Source organism: Mongoliitalea daihaiensis (assembly GCF_021596945.1).
In the GTDB taxonomy this organism is placed as follows: Bacteria; Bacteroidota; Bacteroidia; order Cytophagales; family Cyclobacteriaceae; genus Mongoliitalea; species Mongoliitalea daihaiensis.
Window position 1 is genome coordinate 2,132,734 of record NZ_CP063779.1, and the last position, 16,623, is coordinate 2,149,356.

The window sequence follows — 16,623 nt, forward strand, 5'->3', positions numbered from 1 at the left end:
AAGGCCCTTAACATACTCTTCAACAATTATGGCGTTCAGAAAAAACAAAAAACTAAACAACGACTTCTCCAGAGTCACCATTAGTTTGGCCTCTCCAGAATCCATTCTGGATAGTTCACACGGTGAAGTAACGCAGCCCGAAACAATCAATTACAGAACCTATAAGCCTGAAATGGGGGGATTGTTCTGTGAGCGTATTTTCGGTCCTGTGAAAGATTGGGAGTGTCATTGTGGTAAGTACAAGCGCATAAGATACAAGGGCATTATCTGTGACCGTTGTGGTGTTGAAGTGACTGAAAAGAAAGTAAGAAGAGAGCGTATGGGCCACATCGAATTGGTGGTGCCTGTAGCGCATATCTGGTACTTCAAGTCGCTTCCAAACAAAATCGGTTACTTGTTAGGTTTGCCTACCAAGAAATTGGATCAAATTGTTTATTACGAAAGATACGCTGTTGTTCAAGCTGGTATCAAGGCAGAAGACGGCATTCAGTACCTAGATTTTTTGACTGAAGATGAGTATTTGGACATCATGGACAAGCTTCCGAAGGAAAATCATATGCTTGATGATGACGATCCAAATAAATTCATCGCCAAAATGGGTGCAGAAGCGATTGAAATGCTTTTGGCTCGTTTGGATTTGGATGATCTATCCTACAGCTTGAGACATCAGGCAGCTACCGATACTTCTCAGCAGAGAAAAGCAGAAGCATTGAAGCGTTTGAAAGTTGTAGAAGCTTTTAGAGATGCAAGAACACGTATTGAAAATCGTCCAGAGTGGATGGTCGTTCGTATGGTTCCTGTCATTCCACCAGAATTGAGACCATTGGTTCCTTTGGATGGAGGTCGTTTTGCAACTTCCGATTTGAACGATTTGTACAGAAGAGTAATCATCCGTAACAACCGTTTGAAGCGTTTGATTGATATCAAAGCGCCAGAAGTAATTTTGAGAAATGAGAAAAGGATGTTACAGGAAGCTGTAGATTCTTTATTTGATAACTCAAGAAAAGTAAATGCTGTAAGAGCAGATGGTAACCGAGCCTTGAAATCACTTTCCGATATGTTGAAAGGTAAGCAAGGTCGTTTCCGTCAAAACTTGTTAGGGAAGCGTGTGGATTACTCCGGACGTTCTGTAATCGTCGTAGGTCCTGAATTGAAACTACACGAGTGCGGTCTTCCTAAAAATATGGCAGCTGAGCTTTTCAAGCCGTTCATCATTCGTAAGTTGATTGAAAGAGGCATTGTAAAGACAGTTAAGTCTGCGAAGAAAATTGTTGATAGAAAAGATCCTGTAGTTTGGGATATCTTGGAGAACGTGTTGAAAGGACACCCTGTGTTGCTTAACCGTGCCCCAACGCTTCACAGACTAGGGATTCAGGCTTTCCAGCCTAAGTTGATCGAAGGAAAAGCGATTCAGTTACATCCATTGGTATGTACTGCATTCAACGCTGACTTTGATGGTGACCAAATGGCGGTACACGTACCGTTGGGTCATGAGGCGATTTTGGAAGCTTCCACCTTGATGCTATCTTCTCACAATATCTTAAACCCTGCGAATGGTGCACCGATTACGGTACCTTCTCAGGACATGGTTTTGGGTCTTTACTACGTAACCAAAGGAAAGAAATCAACTCCTGAAGAGATTGTGGACGGTGAAGGGATGACCTTCTACGGTGAAGAAGAGGTCATCATCGCAATGAATGAAGGACAAGTTTCTAAGCATGCTCACATCAAGTGTAAAGTGAAGGTGAGAAATGAAGATGGAACGATTGCAGAAAAAATTATCGATACAGTTGCAGGACGATTGATTTTCAATCAGTTTGTGCCAGAAGAGGTAGGTTTTGTAAACGAGTTGTTGACGAAGAAAAAGCTACAACAAATCATCTCTGAAGTAGTGAAGATTTGTGGTGTAGCTAGAACAGCTCAATTCTTGGATGATATCAAACACCTTGGATTCCAAATGGCTTATCAAGGCGGACTTTCAATGGGTCTGAATGATGTAATTATCCCGGAAGCAAAAGATACCTTGGTAAATAAGGCTAAAGAAGAGGTGGAGCAAATCTCCAGCAACTACTACATGGGTCTTATTACAGATAACGAGCGTTACAATCAAGTAATTGATATCTGGACAAGAACTAACTCCAATTTGACAAACATTTTGATGAAGCAAATGGAGGAGGATAAGCAAGGATTTAATGCTATCTACATGATGATGCACTCTGGAGCTAGAGGTTCTAGAGAGCAGATCCGTCAGTTGGGTGGTATGAGAGGTTTGATGGCTAAGCCACAAAAGAACTTGCAAGGTTCCGTTGGTGAGATCATTGAAAACCCAATTCTATCCAACTTTAAAGAAGGATTGGATGTATTGGAATACTTTATCTCTACACACGGTGCTCGTAAAGGTCTTGCAGATACAGCATTGAAAACTGCCGATGCGGGTTACCTAACCCGTCGACTGGTGGATGTTGCTCAGGATATGATTATCTCTGAGGAGGATTGCGGTACTTTGAGAGGTTTGGTTGTTTCTGCATTGAAAGACAATGATGAGATTGTGGAGCCACTTTCTGAGCGTATCCTTGGTAGAGTATCTGTCCACGATGTGTACGATCCGATTTCCGAAGAATTATTGATCCCATCAGGTATCGAAATTACAGAAGAAATTGCTAAGAGAGTAGATGAGTCAGCTATTGACGAAGTTGAAATACGTTCTGTTCTTACCTGTGAGACCCGTAGAGGTGTTTGCGGTAAGTGTTATGGACGTAACTTGGCTACCGGAGCCATGGTTCAGGCAGGTGAGTCTGTGGGTGTAATTGCCGCACAGTCTATCGGTGAGCCAGGTACACAGTTGACCTTGAGAACATTCCACGTTGGTGGTACTGCTTCTAACATGGCGGTTGATGCGAGCATCAACGCTAAGTTTGACGGGGTAGTTGAATTCGAAGAGGAATTGAGATGGATCGAAACTACCAACAAAGATGGAGAGAAAATCTCTATCGTCATGGGTAGATCAGGTGAAATCAGAATCAACGATGCGAAGTCTGGCAAAACACTTGTGTCTAATCACGTGCCTTACGGTGCGATCTTGAATGTACAGGATGGTCAGAAAATTGCAAAAGGCGATTCTTTATGTACTTGGGATCCATACAATGCGGTTATTCTTTCCGAATTTGATGGAGAAGTGGAGTTTGACGCGATCATAGAGGGCATCACCTTTAAGGAAGTTGCCGATGATCAAACAGGCTTTAGAGAAAAAGTAATCATTGATACAAAAGATAAAACTAAGAATCCAGCGGTAGTAGTTAACTATGGTGAGGAGTCTAAGGGGTATAACATTCCAGTAGGAGCTCACTTAGCTGTTGAGGCAGGTGAAAAAGTGAAAGCTGGACAAATCTTGGTGAAAATCCCACGTTCTGTAGGTAAAACTAGAGATATCACGGGTGGTCTACCACGAGTGACAGAATTGTTTGAGGCAAGAAACCCATCCAATCCAGCGGTGGTTTCTGAAATCGACGGTGTGGTAACTTATGGTGGTATCAAGCGAGGTAACCGTGAAATCTTCATTGAATCCAGAGATGGTGTTAGAAAGCGTTACATGGTTTCACTTTCCAAGCATATCTTGGTTCAGGAAAATGACTTTATCAGAGCTGGTGAGCCATTATCCGATGGTGCCATCACTCCAAACGATATCCTATCCATCAAAGGACCAACTGCTGTGCAGGAATACTTGGTGAATGAGATTCAGGAAGTTTACAGATTGCAAGGTGTGAAGATCAACGATAAGCACATCGAAGTAATTGTAAGTCAAATGATGCAAAAAGTAGAGATCTTGGACGCAGGTGATACTAATTTCTTGCAAAATCAAGTAGTTGATAAATGGGCATTCAGAGAAGAAAACGATAATATCCTAGACAAAAAAGTGGTTATGGATGCAGGAGATTCTTCTACCTTGAAGCCAGGGATGATCATTACTTCCAGAAGGTTGAGAGATGAAAATTCCAGCTTGAAGCGTAAGGATTTGAAATTGGTACAAGTAAGAGATGCTGAAACTGCCGTTTCCAAGCCAACCTTGCAAGGTATTACTGCTGCATCATTGGGTACAGAAAGCTTTATTTCAGCAGCATCCTTCCAGGAGACGACGAAGGTGTTGAGTGAGGCAGCTATCCGAGGTAAGCGTGATGAGCTATTGGGTCTGAAAGAAAACGTAATTGTAGGTCATTTGATCCCTGCAGGTACAGGTCAGCGTAAGTTCCAAAGCATGATCGTAGGATCATTGGAGGAGATGGACCGCATGACAAATGAAAGAGACCGTACAGCAAAAAAATCCAAAGAGGCTGTTAAATAAATAAACGTCTAATTATTGAAAGGCCTGTATTCACGTACAGGCCTTTTTTAATCCTTATATGATATGGACCAAAATAATCAACCGAATCAACAAATAGATGTGGAATTGACAGAAGAGGTGGCTGAGGGTATTTACTCCAACTTAGCCATGATTGCCCATTCCAATTCAGAATTTGTTATTGATTTTATCCGTCTGATGCCAGGTGTGCCTAAAGCCAAGGTGAAATCACGCATTATTATGACCCCCGATCATGCTAAAAGATTGCTAGCAGCCTTGAAGGACAATATTGCCAAGTACGAGGAAGCATTCGGGAAGATCCCTACAGGACAGGAAGCACCGGGATTCCCGATGAATTTTGGGGGAAACTTTGGCGAGGCTTAATAAAAATATAACAGCTTAATTTTGTTTGTTTTACCGATTTCCCTACCTTTGCAGTCCAAAATTTACAAGTTTAAAGGAAGTATTTATAAATCTATCAGTTAATGCCTACTATACAACAGTTAGTAAGAAAAGGTAGAAACGTCCTAGAGACCAAATCCAAGTCAAAAGCTTTGGATGCATGTCCTCAAAGACGTGGTGTATGTACCAGAGTGTACACTACCACCCCGAAGAAGCCAAACTCAGCGATGAGAAAAGTGGCCAGGGTTAGATTGACGAATGGTAAAGAGGTGAATGCCTACATTCCAGGAGAGGGTCACAATTTGCAAGAGCACTCGATCGTATTGATCAGAGGTGGTCGTGTAAAGGATCTACCAGGTGTACGTTACCACATTATCAGAGGTGCATTGGATACTGCAGGAGTAAAAGACCGTAAGCAAGGTCGCTCCAAGTACGGTGCTAAAAGACCTAAGCCAGGAGCTCCAGCTGCTGCAACAGGCAAAAAGAAATAATTAATAACATTACAAAGAAATGAGAAAAGCGAAACCAAAGAAGAGATATATTCTTCCTGATCCGAAGTTCAATGATACTTTGGTAACAAAGTTCGTTAACTGTCTAATGGTAGATGGTAAGAAGAGTATTGCTTACAAAATCTTCTACGATGCAATCGAGAAGGTTGAACAAAAAGTAGGTGAGAACGGTCTTGAGGTTTGGAAAAAAGCGCTTAACAATATCACTCCAGCCGTAGAGGTGAAGAGTCGTAGAGTTGGTGGTGCTACGTTCCAGGTCCCAATGGAAGTTAGACCTGAAAGAAAATTGTCCCTAGGTATTAAATGGATGATCAATTATGCCAGAAAAAGGGGTGAGAAGACTATGATGGATAGATTAGCAGGTGAAATCATCTCCGCATCCAAAGGTGAAGGTGCGGCTGTTAAGAAGAAAGATGATACACACAGAATGGCTGAAGCCAATAAAGCATTCTCACACTTTAGATTTTAATAGGTAATGTCAAGAGATTTAAAATATACTAGGAATATTGGTATTGCTGCGCACATTGATGCAGGTAAGACCACGACCACTGAACGTATCCTTTTTTACTCCGGCGTCAGCCATAAAATCGGTGAAGTACACGACGGAGCAGCTACCATGGACTGGATGGCCCAAGAGCAAGAAAGAGGTATTACCATTACTTCTGCTGCTACCACAGTTTTTTGGAATTACAGAGATAATAAATATCAAATCAACATCATCGATACTCCTGGACACGTTGACTTCACGGTAGAAGTTAACAGATCTTTGAGAATCTTAGATGGTTTGGTGTTCCTTTTCAGTGCAGTTGATGGTGTGGAACCACAGTCTGAGACTAACTGGAGACTAGCTGATAACTATAAAGTAGCCCGTATCGGTTTCGTTAACAAAATGGATAGATCCGGTGCTAACTTCCTTGAAGTTTGTAAACAAGTAAAAGAAATGTTAGGAAGTCATGCTGTTCCTTTGCAGCTTCCTATCGGTGCCGAAGACAAGTTCAAAGGGGTAGTTGACTTGATCAACAACCGTGCGATCACTTGGAATGAGGCAGATATGGGGATGACTTATGAAGTGATTCCTATGCCTGAGGATATGGTGGAAGAAGTAGCACAGTGGAGAGAGCATTTGTTGGAATCAGTTGCTGAGTTTGATGAGTCTTTGATGGAGAAATACTTCGAAGATCCAGATTCAATCACAGAGGCTGAAATCTTAGCTGCTCTTCGTGAAGCTACTATCCAAATGAAAATCGTTCCTATGGTTTGTGGTTCATCTTTCAAAAATAAAGGTGTACAGACCATGTTGGATTTGGTAATGGAATTATTGCCTTCTCCACTGGATAAGGACGAAATCATTGCTCATGAACTTGACAATGAAGAAAAAGAAGTAAAAATTGGACCTGACGAAAAAGAGCCATTTGCTGGCTTGGCTTTCAAAATTGCAACTGATCCATTTGTGGGTAGATTGTGTTTCGTAAGAGCCTATTCAGGTGTATTGGAATCTGGTTCATACGTATTCAATAGCCGTTCAGGCAATAAGGAACGTATTTCCCGCGTATTCCAAATGCATGCTAATAAGCAAAACCAAATCCCAAGACTACAAGCTGGAGATATCGGTGCAGTAGTTGGTTTCAAAGATATCAAGACTGGTGATACCCTATGCGACGAAAAGCGTAAAGTAGTATTGGAGTCAATGGTATTCCCTGAGCCGGTTATCGGATATGCTATTGAGCCTAAAACTCAAGCAGATGTTGATAAATTGGGTATGGCGATCGCAAAATTGGTAGAAGAAGATCCAACACTTCAAGTGAATACTGATCATGAAACTGGTCAGACTATCTTGAGAGGTATGGGTGAACTTCACCTTGAAATCATCATTGACCGTCTGAAGAGAGAATTTAAGGTTGAAATCAACCAAGGTGCTCCTCAGGTTGCTTATAAAGAAGCTTTATTTGGTTCAGTTGAACACAAAGAAGTGTATAAGAAGCAGACAGGTGGTAAAGGTAAGTTTGCTGATATCGTGTTCGAATTAGGACCTAAGGATCCAGATCCAGAAACTGGTGAGATCAAACAAGGGTTGGATTTCGTAAACGGTATCGTGGGTGGTGTGATTCCAAAAGAATTCATCGCTCCAGTTCAGAAAGGTTTCACAGAAGCTATGAAGAACGGTCCTTTGGCAGGTTACCCAATCGAGTCTATGAAAGTACGATTGTTCCACGGTTCTTACCATGACGTTGACTCCGATGCATTGTCTTTTGAATTAGCTGCAAGAATTGGTTTCAAGGAAGCTGCTAAGAAGTGTAGACCACAATTGTTGGAGCCAATCATGGCCGTAGACGTAGTAACACCAGATGAGTACACTGGACCTATCACGGGTGACTTGAACAGAAGAAGAGGTTTGATGAAAGGTATGGATACCAAAGGTTCTTCTACAGTAGTAAAGGCAAGTGTTCCATTATCTGAATTGTTCGGTTATGTAACTGACTTGAGAACGATCTCTTCTGGTAGAGCAACAGCGTCTTTGACGTTCTCTCACTACGAGCCAGTTCCAACCAATATCGCTGAACAAGTGATTGCGAAAGTAAAAGGTGAAAAAGCCTAAATCCTGAAAGAAAATGAATCAGAAAATCAGAATAAAACTAAAATCATACGATCACAGCTTGGTGGATAAGTCATCAGAGAAGATCGTAAAGGCGGTAAAAGCTACTGGTGCTATTGTGGTGGGGCCAATTCCATTGCCTACAAAGAAGGAGAAATTCACTGTGTTGAAATCTCCTCACGTAAACAAGAAAGCGAGAGATCAATATCAGCTTTGTACTTACAAGCGCTTGGTAGACATCTACAGCAACAGCTCAAAGACAGTGGATGCTTTGATGAAGATCGAGCTTCCAAGTGGAGTTGATGTAGAAATCAAAGTCTGACGGATCATTCACTCCCATACTGAAACCTGCAGCGTTTTCGTTGCAGGTTTTATTTTTTATATGTTTGAAGGGGCGATTTTTGGAGAGAAGTTAGCTTATGGAGCTTTCGCCAAATTTATTTTGGTAAATAATTGAAAATATTGAAGTTGGGTTTTGCATGGTGAAATTAAATTGATAACTTTGCAGTCCTTAAAAAGGGCCCATCTGCGTAAGCAATTGGGTTTCAAGTTTATTATATAACAGAAGATGTCTGGAATAATAGGTAAAAAAGTAGGAATGACTAGTATTTTCAGTGCCGATGGACGTAATGTCGCATGCACGTTAATAGAAGCTGGTCCTTGCGTAGTGACGCAAGTAAAAAATGTTGAAACAGACGGGTACAACGCTGTTCAATTGGCATTCGGTGAGCGTAAGGAGAAAAACACTCCTAAGCCATTGATGGGGCACTTTAAAAAGGCCGGCACCACGCCAAAGCAGAAAGTTGTTGAATTCAGAGACTTTAGAGTCGAATTCGAAGGTCAGGTTGATCTTGGAAAAACCGTAGAAGCTGGTCAGGTATTCGTAGAAGGTGACTTCGTAGATGCGATCGGAACTTCCAAAGGTAAAGGTTTTCAAGGTGTTGTGAAAAGGCATGGATTTGCTGGTGTGGGTGGTCAAACTCACGGTCAGCACAACAGACAAAGACACCCTGGATCTATTGGTGCTTGTTCTTGGCCTTCAAGAGTATTTAAAGGTATGAGAATGGCAGGTAGAACTGGTGGTGACAGAGTGAAAGTTGTCAACCTAAAGGTCCTAAAAATCTATCCTGAGAAGAACTTGCTACTTGTGAGTGGTTCTGTTCCTGGTCCAAAAAATTCTTTCGTTATTCTAGAGAAGTAAGAAAATGGAATTAGCAGTATTAAAACATAACGGCGAAGATACAGGTAGAAAAATCACGCTATCAGACGAGGTTTTTGCAATAGAGCCAAACGATCACGCGATCTACCTAGATGTCAAACAATTTTTGGCTAACCAGAGACAGGGTACTCACAAATCTAAGGAAAGAAACGAGATCGCTGGTTCAACCAAGAAAATCAAAAAGCAAAAAGGTACCGGTGGTGCCAGAGCGGGTTCAATTAAATCTCCATTGTTCAGAGGAGGAGGTAGAGTTTTTGGTCCTAAGCCAAGAGATTACTCTTTCAAGTTGAATAAGAAATTGAAGCAATTGGCTCGTAAGTCTGCTTTGTCATATAAAGTTAAAGAGAACAGCTTAGTAGTATTGGAGAGCATCAGTTTTGATTCTCCTAAGACTAAAAACTACATCTCTTTCTTGAATGGTCTTGCACTTACTGATAAGAAGTCCTTGTTAGTTCTTCCTGAAGTAAATAAGAATGTGTACTTGTCCAGCAGAAACCTTGCAAAGGCGAAAGTGGTAACGGTTGATTCTTTGAATACATATGAGTTGTTGAATGCTGACAGCTTGGTATTGTGCGAAGGCGCTGTAAGTAAATTAGAAACCATTTTATCGTAAGAAGTCATGCAGATATTAAAGAGACCTTTGATTACGGAGAAGATTTCTGCCATGAACGAAAAAGGCGTTTATGGATTTGTAGTTGAGAAAACAGCTACTAAGCCAGAAATTAAAGCAGCCATCGAGAAAATGTACGGTGTGAAGGTAGAGGATATTCGTACCTTGAGAATGCCAGGAAAGCCAAAGACCCGTTACACCAAAACTAAAATAGTTTCAGGATTTTCCAAGCCATTCAAAAAGGCTATTGTGAAGATTGCTGAAGGTGAAGTGATCGATTTTTACGGAGAAATTTAATTGAATCATAGATAACAATGGCAGTTAGAAAATTAAAGCCTGTTACGCCGGGTACAAGATTTAGAGTTGCTCCTGTATTTGATGAAATTACTGCATCAAAGCCAGAGAAGTCTTTATTGGCCCCGTTGAAAAAAACAGGTGGTAGAAATAATGCAGGTAAAATGACCAATCGCTATATCGGTGGTGGTCACAAGAGAAGACTTAGAATCATTGATTTTAAGCGTAACAAATTTGGTATCCCTGCTGTAGTGAAGACAATTGAGTACGATCCTAACAGATCTGCGCGAATTGCCTTATTGTTCTACACAGATGGTACTAAAACCTACATTATTGCCCCGGAAGGTTTGCAAGTTGGACAAACAGTGATTTCCGGTGAGAGTGTTGCTCCAGAAGTGGGTAATGCGATGCACATGACCAATATGCCTTTAGGTACAATTGTTCACAACATCGAACTTAAGCCAGGAAAAGGTGGCGCTTTGGCACGAAGTGCGGGCGGCTATGCTCAGATTGTAGCGAGAGAAGGTAAGTACGTAACTGTAAAATTACCATCTGGCGAAATGAGATTAATCCTTGGTGCGTGTTTGGCTACAGTAGGTACTGTATCCAATGCTGACCATATGAATGTTAGGTTAGGTAAAGCTGGTAGAAACCGTTGGTTGGGAAGAAGACCTAGAACCAGAGGTGTGGCGATGAACCCTGTTGATCACCCTATGGGTGGTGGTGAGGGCCGTTCATCCGGTGGACACCCAAGATCTAGAAAAGGCTTACTTGCAAAAGGTAAGAAAACTAGATCACCTAAGAAGTATTCAAATAAATTCATTATCAGTAGACGTACGAAATAATTATGGCACGTTCATTAAAAAAGGGTCCTTATATAGAGCACCATTTGGCTAAGAAAGTGGATGTCATGAACGAATCAGGGAAAAAGTCTGTGATTAAAACATGGTCCAGAAGATCAATGATCTCCCCAGATTTCGTAGGCCACACCTTTGCTGTGCATAATGGAAACAAATTCATTCCTGTTTTTGTGACTGACAACATGGTTGGACATAAGCTAGGAGAATTTGCACCTACCAGAAACTTCAGAGGTCACATCGCCAAAAAAGATAAAGGAAAGAGATAATCATGGAAGCAATAGCAAGATTAAACAACGTTCCTACTTCTCCACGCAAAATGCGTTTGGTAGCTGACCTCGTGAGAGGTAAAAGAGTAGGACATGCACTCAGCATATTGAAGTTTACTCCGAACCACGGTTCCATTAAGTTAGAGAAGCTTCTTCTTTCTGCTGTAGCCAACTGGCAAGCGAAAAACCCAGATGTAAAGCTGGAAGATGCAGATTTATATGTGAAAACTATTTTTGTTGACGAAGGTCGTATGTTGAAAAGACTGAGACCTGCTCCTCAAGGAAGAGCTCACAGAATCCGTAAAAGATCAAATCATGTAACCTTGATTGTTGACGCAGTCGATGCAGGTGTTACCGCTGATGAAGTAGAAACAACAGAAAACAACTAATTAAAATCAGACTATGGGACAAAAAATCAACCCAATTGGTTTTAGACTTGGTGTAATCAAGGGATGGGACTCTAACTGGTACGGTGGCAAAGATTTTGCTGAGAAGCTGTATGAAGATCAGCAAATCAGGAAATACGTCAACGCTAGAATTCCAAAAGGAGGTATCTCAAAAGTTATCATCGAAAGAACTTTGAAGAGAATCACATTGACGATCCACACGGCAAGACCAGGAGTGGTAATCGGTAAAGGTGGTGCTGAAGTTGATAAATTGAAGGAGGAGTTGAAAAAACTTACCAACAAGGATGTACAAATCAACATCTTTGAAATTAAGCGTCCTGAATTGGATGCGAAGTTGGTAGGTGAGTCAATTGCTCAGCAATTACAAGCTAGAATTTCCTTTAGAAGAGCAATGAAACAATCCATTGCTGCAACCATGAGAGTGGGAGCTGAAGGTATCAAAATCAAACTTTCCGGTAGATTGGGTGGTGCTGAGATGGCACGTTCTGAAATGTACAAAGAAGGAAGAATTCCTTTGCATACATTGAGAGCTGACATTGATTATGCAGTTTCTGAAGCCTTGACTGTCTATGGTATCATTGGTATCAAAGTATGGATCTTCAAAGGTGAAGTGTACGGAAAGAGAGACCTTTCTCCAAATATTGGTGCTGCTGAGAGCAAATCTAATGCTGGTAATCAAGCCAACAGAGGAAAGCGCAGAGAAGGCGGACCAAAGAGAAGAAAGAGAAATAACTAATTTATCACCATTAGTGAGAAATCATGTTACAGCCTAAAAGAACAAAATATAGAAAAATGCATAAGGGCAGGATCAAAGGGATCGCTCAGAGAGGACACACACTCTCTTTCGGTAACTTTGGTATCAAGTCCCTAGAGGCAGGTTGGATAACTTCCCGTCAGATTGAGGCCGCTCGTATTGCTATGACAAGAGCAATGAAGAGAGAAGGTCAGGTTTGGATCAGAATTTTCCCTGACAAACCAATCACTAAGAAGCCTGCTGAAGTACGTATGGGTAAAGGTAAAGGTGCTCCTGAATACTGGGTAGCAGTAATCAAGCCAGGAACAATCCTTTTTGAAGCTACTGGCGTAAGCTTGGAAGTGGCAAAAGAGGCCTTGAGATTGGCACAGCAAAAACTTCCTGTTAGTACGAATTTCATTGTACGTAGAGATTACGTAGGATAATAAACACTATGAAAAACTCAGAAATCAGATCACTTTCCGAAAGTGAAATCATCGAGCGTATAGCCGCTGAGCAGCAAAATTTAACTAAGTTAAACTTCGCTCATGCTATTTCTCCTATTGAGAATCCAAATAAAATTAGGGAATCAAGACGTTTTATCGCGAGACTACAAACGATCTTGACAGAAAAACAAAGAGCTAAATAAGAAAAAGATGGCTACTACTGAGAGAAATCTACGTAAAGAGAGAATTGGCAAAGTAGTCAGCAACAAGATGGATAAATCCATTACAGTTGCCGTAGAGAGAAAGGTAAAACACCCAATCTACGGCAAGTTTGTTGCCAAGACTACCAAATTTATGGTTCATGACGAGACAAATGATGCTAGAGAAGGCGATGTTGTCAAAATTAGCGAAACTCGTCCGCTGAGTAAAAACAAGCGTTGGAGATTAGTAGAAATTATAGAAAGGGCTAAGTAATCATGATACAGCAAGAATCCAGACTAAGCGTGGCGGATAATTCCGGTGCCAAAGAGGTGCTCGTAATCCGCGTGTTGGGTGGTACCAAGAAAAGGTATGCTTCCATCGGAGACAAAGTTGTAGTAACAGTTAAATCTGCTCTTTCTTCCAGCAACATGAAAAAAGGTACCGTTTCTAAAGCGGTTATCGTGAGAACGAAGAAAGAAATCAGACGTAAAGACGGTTCTTACATCAGATTCGAAGATAATGCAGCTGTATTGTTGAACAACAACAACGAGCCAAGAGGTAGCCGTATTTTCGGTCCTGTTGCAAGAGAGTTGAGAGATAAGCAGTATATGAAGATTGTATCTTTAGCCCCAGAAGTATTGTAATCATGGAAAGAAAATTTAACAAACAGCCAAAGCTACATATCAGAAGAGACGATGTCGTAAAGGTATTGTCAGGCGATGATAAAGGCAAAACAGGCAAGATATTGTCTGTTGATCTTGAAAAAAGAAGGGCTATCGTAGAAGGTCTTAACATGGTAACAAAACATGTTAAACCAACTGCTTCCAATCCTCAAGGAGGAATCGAGAAAAAAGAAGCTCCTATTCACATTAGTAACCTTATGCTTGTAGATCCTAAGACGGGTGAAGCTACCAAAACAGGTAGAAAAAGAAATGAGCAAGGTAAATTGGTAAGGTATTCCAAAAAAACAGGGGAGGTGATCAATGGCTAAGCCTAGAGTAAAAGATAGATATTTGACTGAAATTGCTCCAGCGCTTAAGGAGAAGTTTCAATATAAGTCAGTGATGCAGGTCCCTAAATTGACAAAAATTGTTGTTAATAAGGGTATCGGTGCAGCGGTAGCTGATAAAAAATTGGTTGATCAAGGTGTAGAAGAGCTTGGCTTAATCACTGGTCAGAGAGCTGTAGCTACAAAGGCGAAAACTTCTGTATCCAACTTCAAGTTGAGAGAAGGAATGCCAATTGGTGCAAAAGTTACTCTTAGAGGTAACAAAATGTACGAATTCTTAGACAGATTGATGACTGTTGCTCTTCCTCGTGTGAGAGATTTCAAAGGTATCAGCGATAAAGGTTTTGACGGAAGAGGTAACTATACCTTGGGTGTAACCGAGCAGATCATTTTCCCTGAAATCAGCATTGAGAAAGTTAACAGGATTTCCGGTATGGACATCACTTTCGTGACAACTGCTGCAACTGATGAAGAAAGCTATGCTTTATTGAAAGCTTTCGGTATGCCTTTCGTTAACAAAAATAATCAATAAGAATATGGCAAGAGAGTCATTAAAAGCTCGTGAGAGAAAAAGAGAACATCTTGTAGCCAAGTTTGCTAAGAAAAGAGCAGAACTGAAAGCTGCTGGTGATTATGAAGCATTGGATAAACTTCCAAAAAATTCATCCCCGGTGAGACTGCACAACAGATGTAAATTAACCGGTCGTCCGAAAGGATACATGAGGAAGTTTGGTGTCAATAGGGTTACTTTTAGAGAAATGGCTTCTGCTGGTAAAATTCCTGGTGTAACCAAATCTAGCTGGTAAAAAACAGGTAACTGTTTTTATTCTGAAAATCATTGTGTAACTTTGCACGCCCGTTTGGGAACGTGCAGTTAGACTTATATAATTATGACTGATCCAATAGCTGATTATCTAACAAGATTGAGAAACGCCATAAAGGCGTCTCATCGAATAGTTGAGATACCTGCTTCTAACATTAAAAAAGAAATGACCAAGGTCTTGTTTGACAAAGGTTATATTCAAAACTACAAGTTCGAGGAGAATGGTCCTCAAGGAACTATCAAAATAGCTTTGAAATACAATCCTGCCACCAAGCAAAACGCCATCGTCAGTCTTTCTAGAATTAGTAAGCCAGGTTTGAGAAAGTATGTGAAACATGGAGATCTACCAAGAGTCATCAACGGCTTAGGTATTGCAATCCTGTCCACATCTAAGGGTGTAATGACCGATAAAGAGGCCCGTGTAGAGGGTATCGGTGGAGAAGTACTTTGCTACGTATATTAATAAACCGTCATGTCAAGAATAGGTAAAAAACCAATAAATCTACCTGCGGGTGTTACTGTAGACGTGTCAGCACATAATACTGTCACTGTTAAAGGTCCCAAAGGTACGCTAGTTAGGGATGTGAATCCCGATATTACCGTGAAGGTTGAAGGCAATGAATTGCTTGTAGAGAGACCAACGGATTCCAAAAGACATAAGTCTTTACACGGATTGTACCGTTCTTTAATCAACAACATGGTTGTTGGTGTATCCGATGGATACAAAAAAGAAATGGAATTGGTCGGTGTAGGTTACAAGGCATCTAATCAGGGACAAGTTCTAGAACTTTCTCTTGGTTATTCCCACAGTATTTTCTTTGCGTTGCCGGAGTCAATTAAACTGACTACTGAAACTCCTAAGGGTAAAAACCCTTTGGTAACTTTGGAAGGTATCGATAAAGAATTAGTAGGTCAAATAGCTGCAAAGATCAGATCCTTGCGTAAGGTAGAACCTTACAAAGGTAAAGGTGTACGCTTCGTAGGTGAAATTGTAAGACGTAAGGCTGGTAAAACTGCTGGTAAAAAATAATTAAGATGGCTTTTAATAAGAATTTCAGAAGACTTAGAATCAAGAAAAGTATTCGTAGAAAAATCAACGGTACAGATTCAAGACCTCGTTTGTCAGTATTTAAAAGCAATACTGGTATTTACGCGCAATTAGTGGATGATTTGAAAGGTCATACACTTGCTCAGGCGTCTTCCAAAGAACTTGGTTCCGTTAAGAATGCCAATGTATCAGTTTCTAAAGAAGTTGGTAAAAAACTAGCTGAAAGAGCTGTAGAAAAGGGTGTTTCGGAAGTAGTATTCGACAGAAGCGGCTATTTGTATCATGGTAACGTTAAAGCTTTAGCCGACGGTGCTAGAGAAGGTGGCCTTAAATTCTAATAATTATGTCTCAACTAAGAAGAAAACCCATTAGGGCAACAGATACTGAGTTAAAAGAAAAAGTAGTAGCGATCAACCGAGTTGCGAAAGTAGTAAAGGGTGGTCGTAGATTTTCTTTCTCTGCTATTGTGGTAGTAGGTGACGGAAATGGCGTAGTAGGTTACGGCCTAGGAAAAGCCAATGAAGTTACAGATGCAATCACTAAAGGAATTGAAGATGCTAAGAAAAACTTGGTGAGAGTACCGGTATTGAAAGGTACTATTCCTCACGAGCAACTTGGTAAATTCGGTGGCGGTTTTGTATTGATCAAGCCAGCTGCTGCAGGTACCGGTGTTATTGCTGGTGGTGCGATGCGTGCTGTATTGGAATCTGCCGGCGTTACTGACGTATTGGCGAAGTCTAAAGGATCTTCCAATCCACATAACGTGGTAAAGGCAACTATTGATGCCCTGGTACAATTAAGAGATGCTATCAGCGTTTCTCAGCAGAGAGGTGTTAAAATGTCAAAAGTATTTAACGGCTAAGAGAA

At 41.0% G+C, this 16,623-nt stretch carries 24 protein-coding genes; all 24 read left to right on the forward strand.

Annotated elements, in window-relative coordinates:
* The first annotated feature begins 28 nt into the window (after positions 1–28).
* The 24 genes from rpoC (at position 29) to rpsE (ending at position 16,618) form a co-directional block, all read left to right on the forward strand.
* Positions 29–4,339 (forward strand): DNA-directed RNA polymerase subunit beta', encoded by a 4,311-nt coding sequence (gene rpoC / locus IPZ59_RS09100; protein WP_236139543.1) that lies wholly within the window; start codon positions 29–31, stop codon positions 4,337–4,339.
* Between the two features lie 63 nt (positions 4,340–4,402).
* A complete protein-coding gene (locus IPZ59_RS09105; RefSeq protein ID WP_236139544.1) occupies positions 4,403–4,720 on the forward strand; it encodes a DUF3467 domain-containing protein in 318 nt (105 codons plus the stop codon).
* A 101-nt stretch (positions 4,721–4,821) separates the two neighbouring features.
* On the forward strand, positions 4,822–5,229 hold the full coding sequence (rpsL, locus tag IPZ59_RS09110; RefSeq protein ID WP_189585939.1) for a 30S ribosomal protein S12: 408 nt from the start codon (positions 4,822–4,824) through the stop codon (positions 5,227–5,229).
* Positions 5,230–5,248: 19 nt separating this feature from the next.
* Positions 5,249–5,716 (forward strand): 30S ribosomal protein S7, encoded by a 468-nt coding sequence (gene rpsG, locus IPZ59_RS09115; RefSeq protein WP_189585942.1) that lies wholly within the window; start codon positions 5,249–5,251, stop codon positions 5,714–5,716.
* Positions 5,717–5,722: 6 nt separating this feature from the next.
* Positions 5,723–7,843 carry an elongation factor G gene (gene fusA, locus IPZ59_RS09120; RefSeq protein ID WP_236139545.1) on the forward strand — a complete coding sequence of 707 codons (2,121 nt, stop codon included), beginning with the start codon at positions 5,723–5,725 and terminating at the stop codon, positions 7,841–7,843.
* A gap of 13 nt (positions 7,844–7,856) precedes the next feature.
* Positions 7,857–8,162: a 30S ribosomal protein S10 gene (gene rpsJ / locus IPZ59_RS09125; protein WP_009183381.1), complete on the forward strand. Its 306-nt coding sequence runs from the start codon at positions 7,857–7,859 to the stop codon at positions 8,160–8,162.
* A gap of 246 nt (positions 8,163–8,408) precedes the next feature.
* Positions 8,409–9,041, forward strand: a complete 633-nt coding sequence (rplC, locus tag IPZ59_RS09130) for a 50S ribosomal protein L3 (protein ID WP_236139546.1) — start codon at positions 8,409–8,411, stop codon at positions 9,039–9,041.
* Positions 9,042–9,045: 4 nt separating this feature from the next.
* Entirely contained in the window at positions 9,046–9,672 is a 627-nt protein-coding gene (rplD, locus tag IPZ59_RS09135; protein ID WP_236139547.1) for a 50S ribosomal protein L4, read from the forward strand.
* Positions 9,673–9,678: 6 nt separating this feature from the next.
* Positions 9,679–9,966: a 50S ribosomal protein L23 gene (gene rplW / locus IPZ59_RS09140; RefSeq protein WP_236139548.1), complete on the forward strand. Its 288-nt coding sequence runs from the start codon at positions 9,679–9,681 to the stop codon at positions 9,964–9,966.
* Between the two features lie 17 nt (positions 9,967–9,983).
* On the forward strand, positions 9,984–10,808 hold the full coding sequence (rplB, locus tag IPZ59_RS09145) for a 50S ribosomal protein L2 (protein ID WP_236139549.1): 825 nt from the start codon (positions 9,984–9,986) through the stop codon (positions 10,806–10,808).
* Positions 10,809–10,810: 2 nt separating this feature from the next.
* On the forward strand, positions 10,811–11,089 hold the full coding sequence (rpsS, locus tag IPZ59_RS09150) for a 30S ribosomal protein S19 (protein ID WP_009034213.1): 279 nt from the start codon (positions 10,811–10,813) through the stop codon (positions 11,087–11,089).
* 2 nt (positions 11,090–11,091) lie between these two features.
* The gene (rplV, locus tag IPZ59_RS09155; RefSeq protein ID WP_236139550.1) at positions 11,092–11,478 is read left to right on the forward strand and encodes a 50S ribosomal protein L22; all 387 of its coding nucleotides are present in this window, start codon (positions 11,092–11,094) and stop codon (positions 11,476–11,478) included.
* A 13-nt stretch (positions 11,479–11,491) separates the two neighbouring features.
* Positions 11,492–12,232: a 30S ribosomal protein S3 gene (rpsC, locus tag IPZ59_RS09160; protein ID WP_236139551.1), complete on the forward strand. Its 741-nt coding sequence runs from the start codon at positions 11,492–11,494 to the stop codon at positions 12,230–12,232.
* A 23-nt stretch (positions 12,233–12,255) separates the two neighbouring features.
* Positions 12,256–12,675 carry a 50S ribosomal protein L16 gene (gene rplP, locus IPZ59_RS09165; protein ID WP_189585965.1) on the forward strand — a complete coding sequence of 140 codons (420 nt, stop codon included), beginning with the start codon at positions 12,256–12,258 and terminating at the stop codon, positions 12,673–12,675.
* Between the two features lie 8 nt (positions 12,676–12,683).
* The gene (rpmC, locus tag IPZ59_RS09170) at positions 12,684–12,878 is read left to right on the forward strand and encodes a 50S ribosomal protein L29 (RefSeq protein WP_236139552.1); all 195 of its coding nucleotides are present in this window, start codon (positions 12,684–12,686) and stop codon (positions 12,876–12,878) included.
* Between the two features lie 7 nt (positions 12,879–12,885).
* Complete coding sequence (rpsQ, locus tag IPZ59_RS09175) at positions 12,886–13,149, forward strand: 30S ribosomal protein S17 (RefSeq protein ID WP_236139553.1); 264 nt, start codon at positions 12,886–12,888, stop codon at positions 13,147–13,149.
* A 2-nt stretch (positions 13,150–13,151) separates the two neighbouring features.
* Positions 13,152–13,520 carry a 50S ribosomal protein L14 gene (rplN, locus tag IPZ59_RS09180; RefSeq protein ID WP_189585973.1) on the forward strand — a complete coding sequence of 123 codons (369 nt, stop codon included), beginning with the start codon at positions 13,152–13,154 and terminating at the stop codon, positions 13,518–13,520.
* 2 nt (positions 13,521–13,522) lie between these two features.
* Positions 13,523–13,867 (forward strand): 50S ribosomal protein L24, encoded by a 345-nt coding sequence (gene rplX / locus IPZ59_RS09185; RefSeq protein ID WP_236139554.1) that lies wholly within the window; start codon positions 13,523–13,525, stop codon positions 13,865–13,867.
* Positions 13,860–14,417 carry a 50S ribosomal protein L5 gene (gene rplE, locus IPZ59_RS09190; RefSeq protein WP_236139555.1) on the forward strand — a complete coding sequence of 186 codons (558 nt, stop codon included), beginning with the start codon at positions 13,860–13,862 and terminating at the stop codon, positions 14,415–14,417. Before rplX ends, rplE begins: the two co-directional genes overlap by 8 nt.
* 4 nt (positions 14,418–14,421) lie before the next feature.
* Entirely contained in the window at positions 14,422–14,691 is a 270-nt protein-coding gene (gene rpsN, locus IPZ59_RS09195) for a 30S ribosomal protein S14 (RefSeq protein WP_236139556.1), read from the forward strand.
* Positions 14,692–14,775: 84 nt separating this feature from the next.
* Positions 14,776–15,171: a 30S ribosomal protein S8 gene (rpsH, locus tag IPZ59_RS09200; RefSeq protein ID WP_189585983.1), complete on the forward strand. Its 396-nt coding sequence runs from the start codon at positions 14,776–14,778 to the stop codon at positions 15,169–15,171.
* Between the two features lie 9 nt (positions 15,172–15,180).
* Positions 15,181–15,738: a 50S ribosomal protein L6 gene (gene rplF, locus IPZ59_RS09205; protein ID WP_236139557.1), complete on the forward strand. Its 558-nt coding sequence runs from the start codon at positions 15,181–15,183 to the stop codon at positions 15,736–15,738.
* Between the two features lie 5 nt (positions 15,739–15,743).
* On the forward strand, positions 15,744–16,094 hold the full coding sequence (gene rplR / locus IPZ59_RS09210) for a 50S ribosomal protein L18 (RefSeq protein ID WP_236139558.1): 351 nt from the start codon (positions 15,744–15,746) through the stop codon (positions 16,092–16,094).
* 5 nt (positions 16,095–16,099) lie between these two features.
* Positions 16,100–16,618 (forward strand): 30S ribosomal protein S5, encoded by a 519-nt coding sequence (rpsE, locus tag IPZ59_RS09215; protein ID WP_189585992.1) that lies wholly within the window; start codon positions 16,100–16,102, stop codon positions 16,616–16,618.
* The last annotated feature ends 5 nt before the right edge of the window (positions 16,619–16,623 follow it).

Bases quoted from the DNA above. Each gene is read 5' to 3' on its own strand.
- rpoC (WP_236139543.1), top strand. From the start codon at position 29: ATGGCGTTCAGAAAAAACAAAAAACTAAACAACGACTTCTCCAGAGTC.
- rpmC (WP_236139552.1), top strand. From the start codon at position 12,684: ATGAAAAACTCAGAAATCAGATCACTTTCCGAAAGTGAAATCATCGAG.
- rpsJ (WP_009183381.1), top strand. From the start codon at position 7,857: ATGAATCAGAAAATCAGAATAAAACTAAAATCATACGATCACAGCTTG.
- rpsH (WP_189585983.1), top strand. From the start codon at position 14,776: ATGACTGATCCAATAGCTGATTATCTAACAAGATTGAGAAACGCCATA.
- rplW (WP_236139548.1), top strand. From the start codon at position 9,679: ATGCAGATATTAAAGAGACCTTTGATTACGGAGAAGATTTCTGCCATG.
- rpsN (WP_236139556.1), top strand. From the start codon at position 14,422: ATGGCAAGAGAGTCATTAAAAGCTCGTGAGAGAAAAAGAGAACATCTT.
- rpsE (WP_189585992.1), top strand. From the start codon at position 16,100: ATGTCTCAACTAAGAAGAAAACCCATTAGGGCAACAGATACTGAGTTA.
- rpsG (WP_189585942.1), top strand. From the start codon at position 5,249: ATGAGAAAAGCGAAACCAAAGAAGAGATATATTCTTCCTGATCCGAAG.
- rplC (WP_236139546.1), top strand. From the start codon at position 8,409: ATGTCTGGAATAATAGGTAAAAAAGTAGGAATGACTAGTATTTTCAGT.
- rplF (WP_236139557.1), top strand. From the start codon at position 15,181: ATGTCAAGAATAGGTAAAAAACCAATAAATCTACCTGCGGGTGTTACT.
- rpsQ (WP_236139553.1), top strand. From the start codon at position 12,886: ATGGCTACTACTGAGAGAAATCTACGTAAAGAGAGAATTGGCAAAGTA.
- rplB (WP_236139549.1), top strand. From the start codon at position 9,984: ATGGCAGTTAGAAAATTAAAGCCTGTTACGCCGGGTACAAGATTTAGA.
- rpsS (WP_009034213.1), top strand. From the start codon at position 10,811: ATGGCACGTTCATTAAAAAAGGGTCCTTATATAGAGCACCATTTGGCT.
- rplN (WP_189585973.1), top strand. From the start codon at position 13,152: ATGATACAGCAAGAATCCAGACTAAGCGTGGCGGATAATTCCGGTGCC.
- rpsL (WP_189585939.1), top strand. From the start codon at position 4,822: ATGCCTACTATACAACAGTTAGTAAGAAAAGGTAGAAACGTCCTAGAG.
- rplX (WP_236139554.1), top strand. From the start codon at position 13,523: ATGGAAAGAAAATTTAACAAACAGCCAAAGCTACATATCAGAAGAGAC.
- rplP (WP_189585965.1), top strand. From the start codon at position 12,256: ATGTTACAGCCTAAAAGAACAAAATATAGAAAAATGCATAAGGGCAGG.
- rplE (WP_236139555.1), top strand. From the start codon at position 13,860: ATGGCTAAGCCTAGAGTAAAAGATAGATATTTGACTGAAATTGCTCCA.
- fusA (WP_236139545.1), top strand. From the start codon at position 5,723: ATGTCAAGAGATTTAAAATATACTAGGAATATTGGTATTGCTGCGCAC.
- rplV (WP_236139550.1), top strand. From the start codon at position 11,092: ATGGAAGCAATAGCAAGATTAAACAACGTTCCTACTTCTCCACGCAAA.
- rpsC (WP_236139551.1), top strand. From the start codon at position 11,492: ATGGGACAAAAAATCAACCCAATTGGTTTTAGACTTGGTGTAATCAAG.
- IPZ59_RS09105 (WP_236139544.1), top strand. From the start codon at position 4,403: ATGGACCAAAATAATCAACCGAATCAACAAATAGATGTGGAATTGACA.
- rplD (WP_236139547.1), top strand. From the start codon at position 9,046: ATGGAATTAGCAGTATTAAAACATAACGGCGAAGATACAGGTAGAAAA.
- rplR (WP_236139558.1), top strand. From the start codon at position 15,744: ATGGCTTTTAATAAGAATTTCAGAAGACTTAGAATCAAGAAAAGTATT.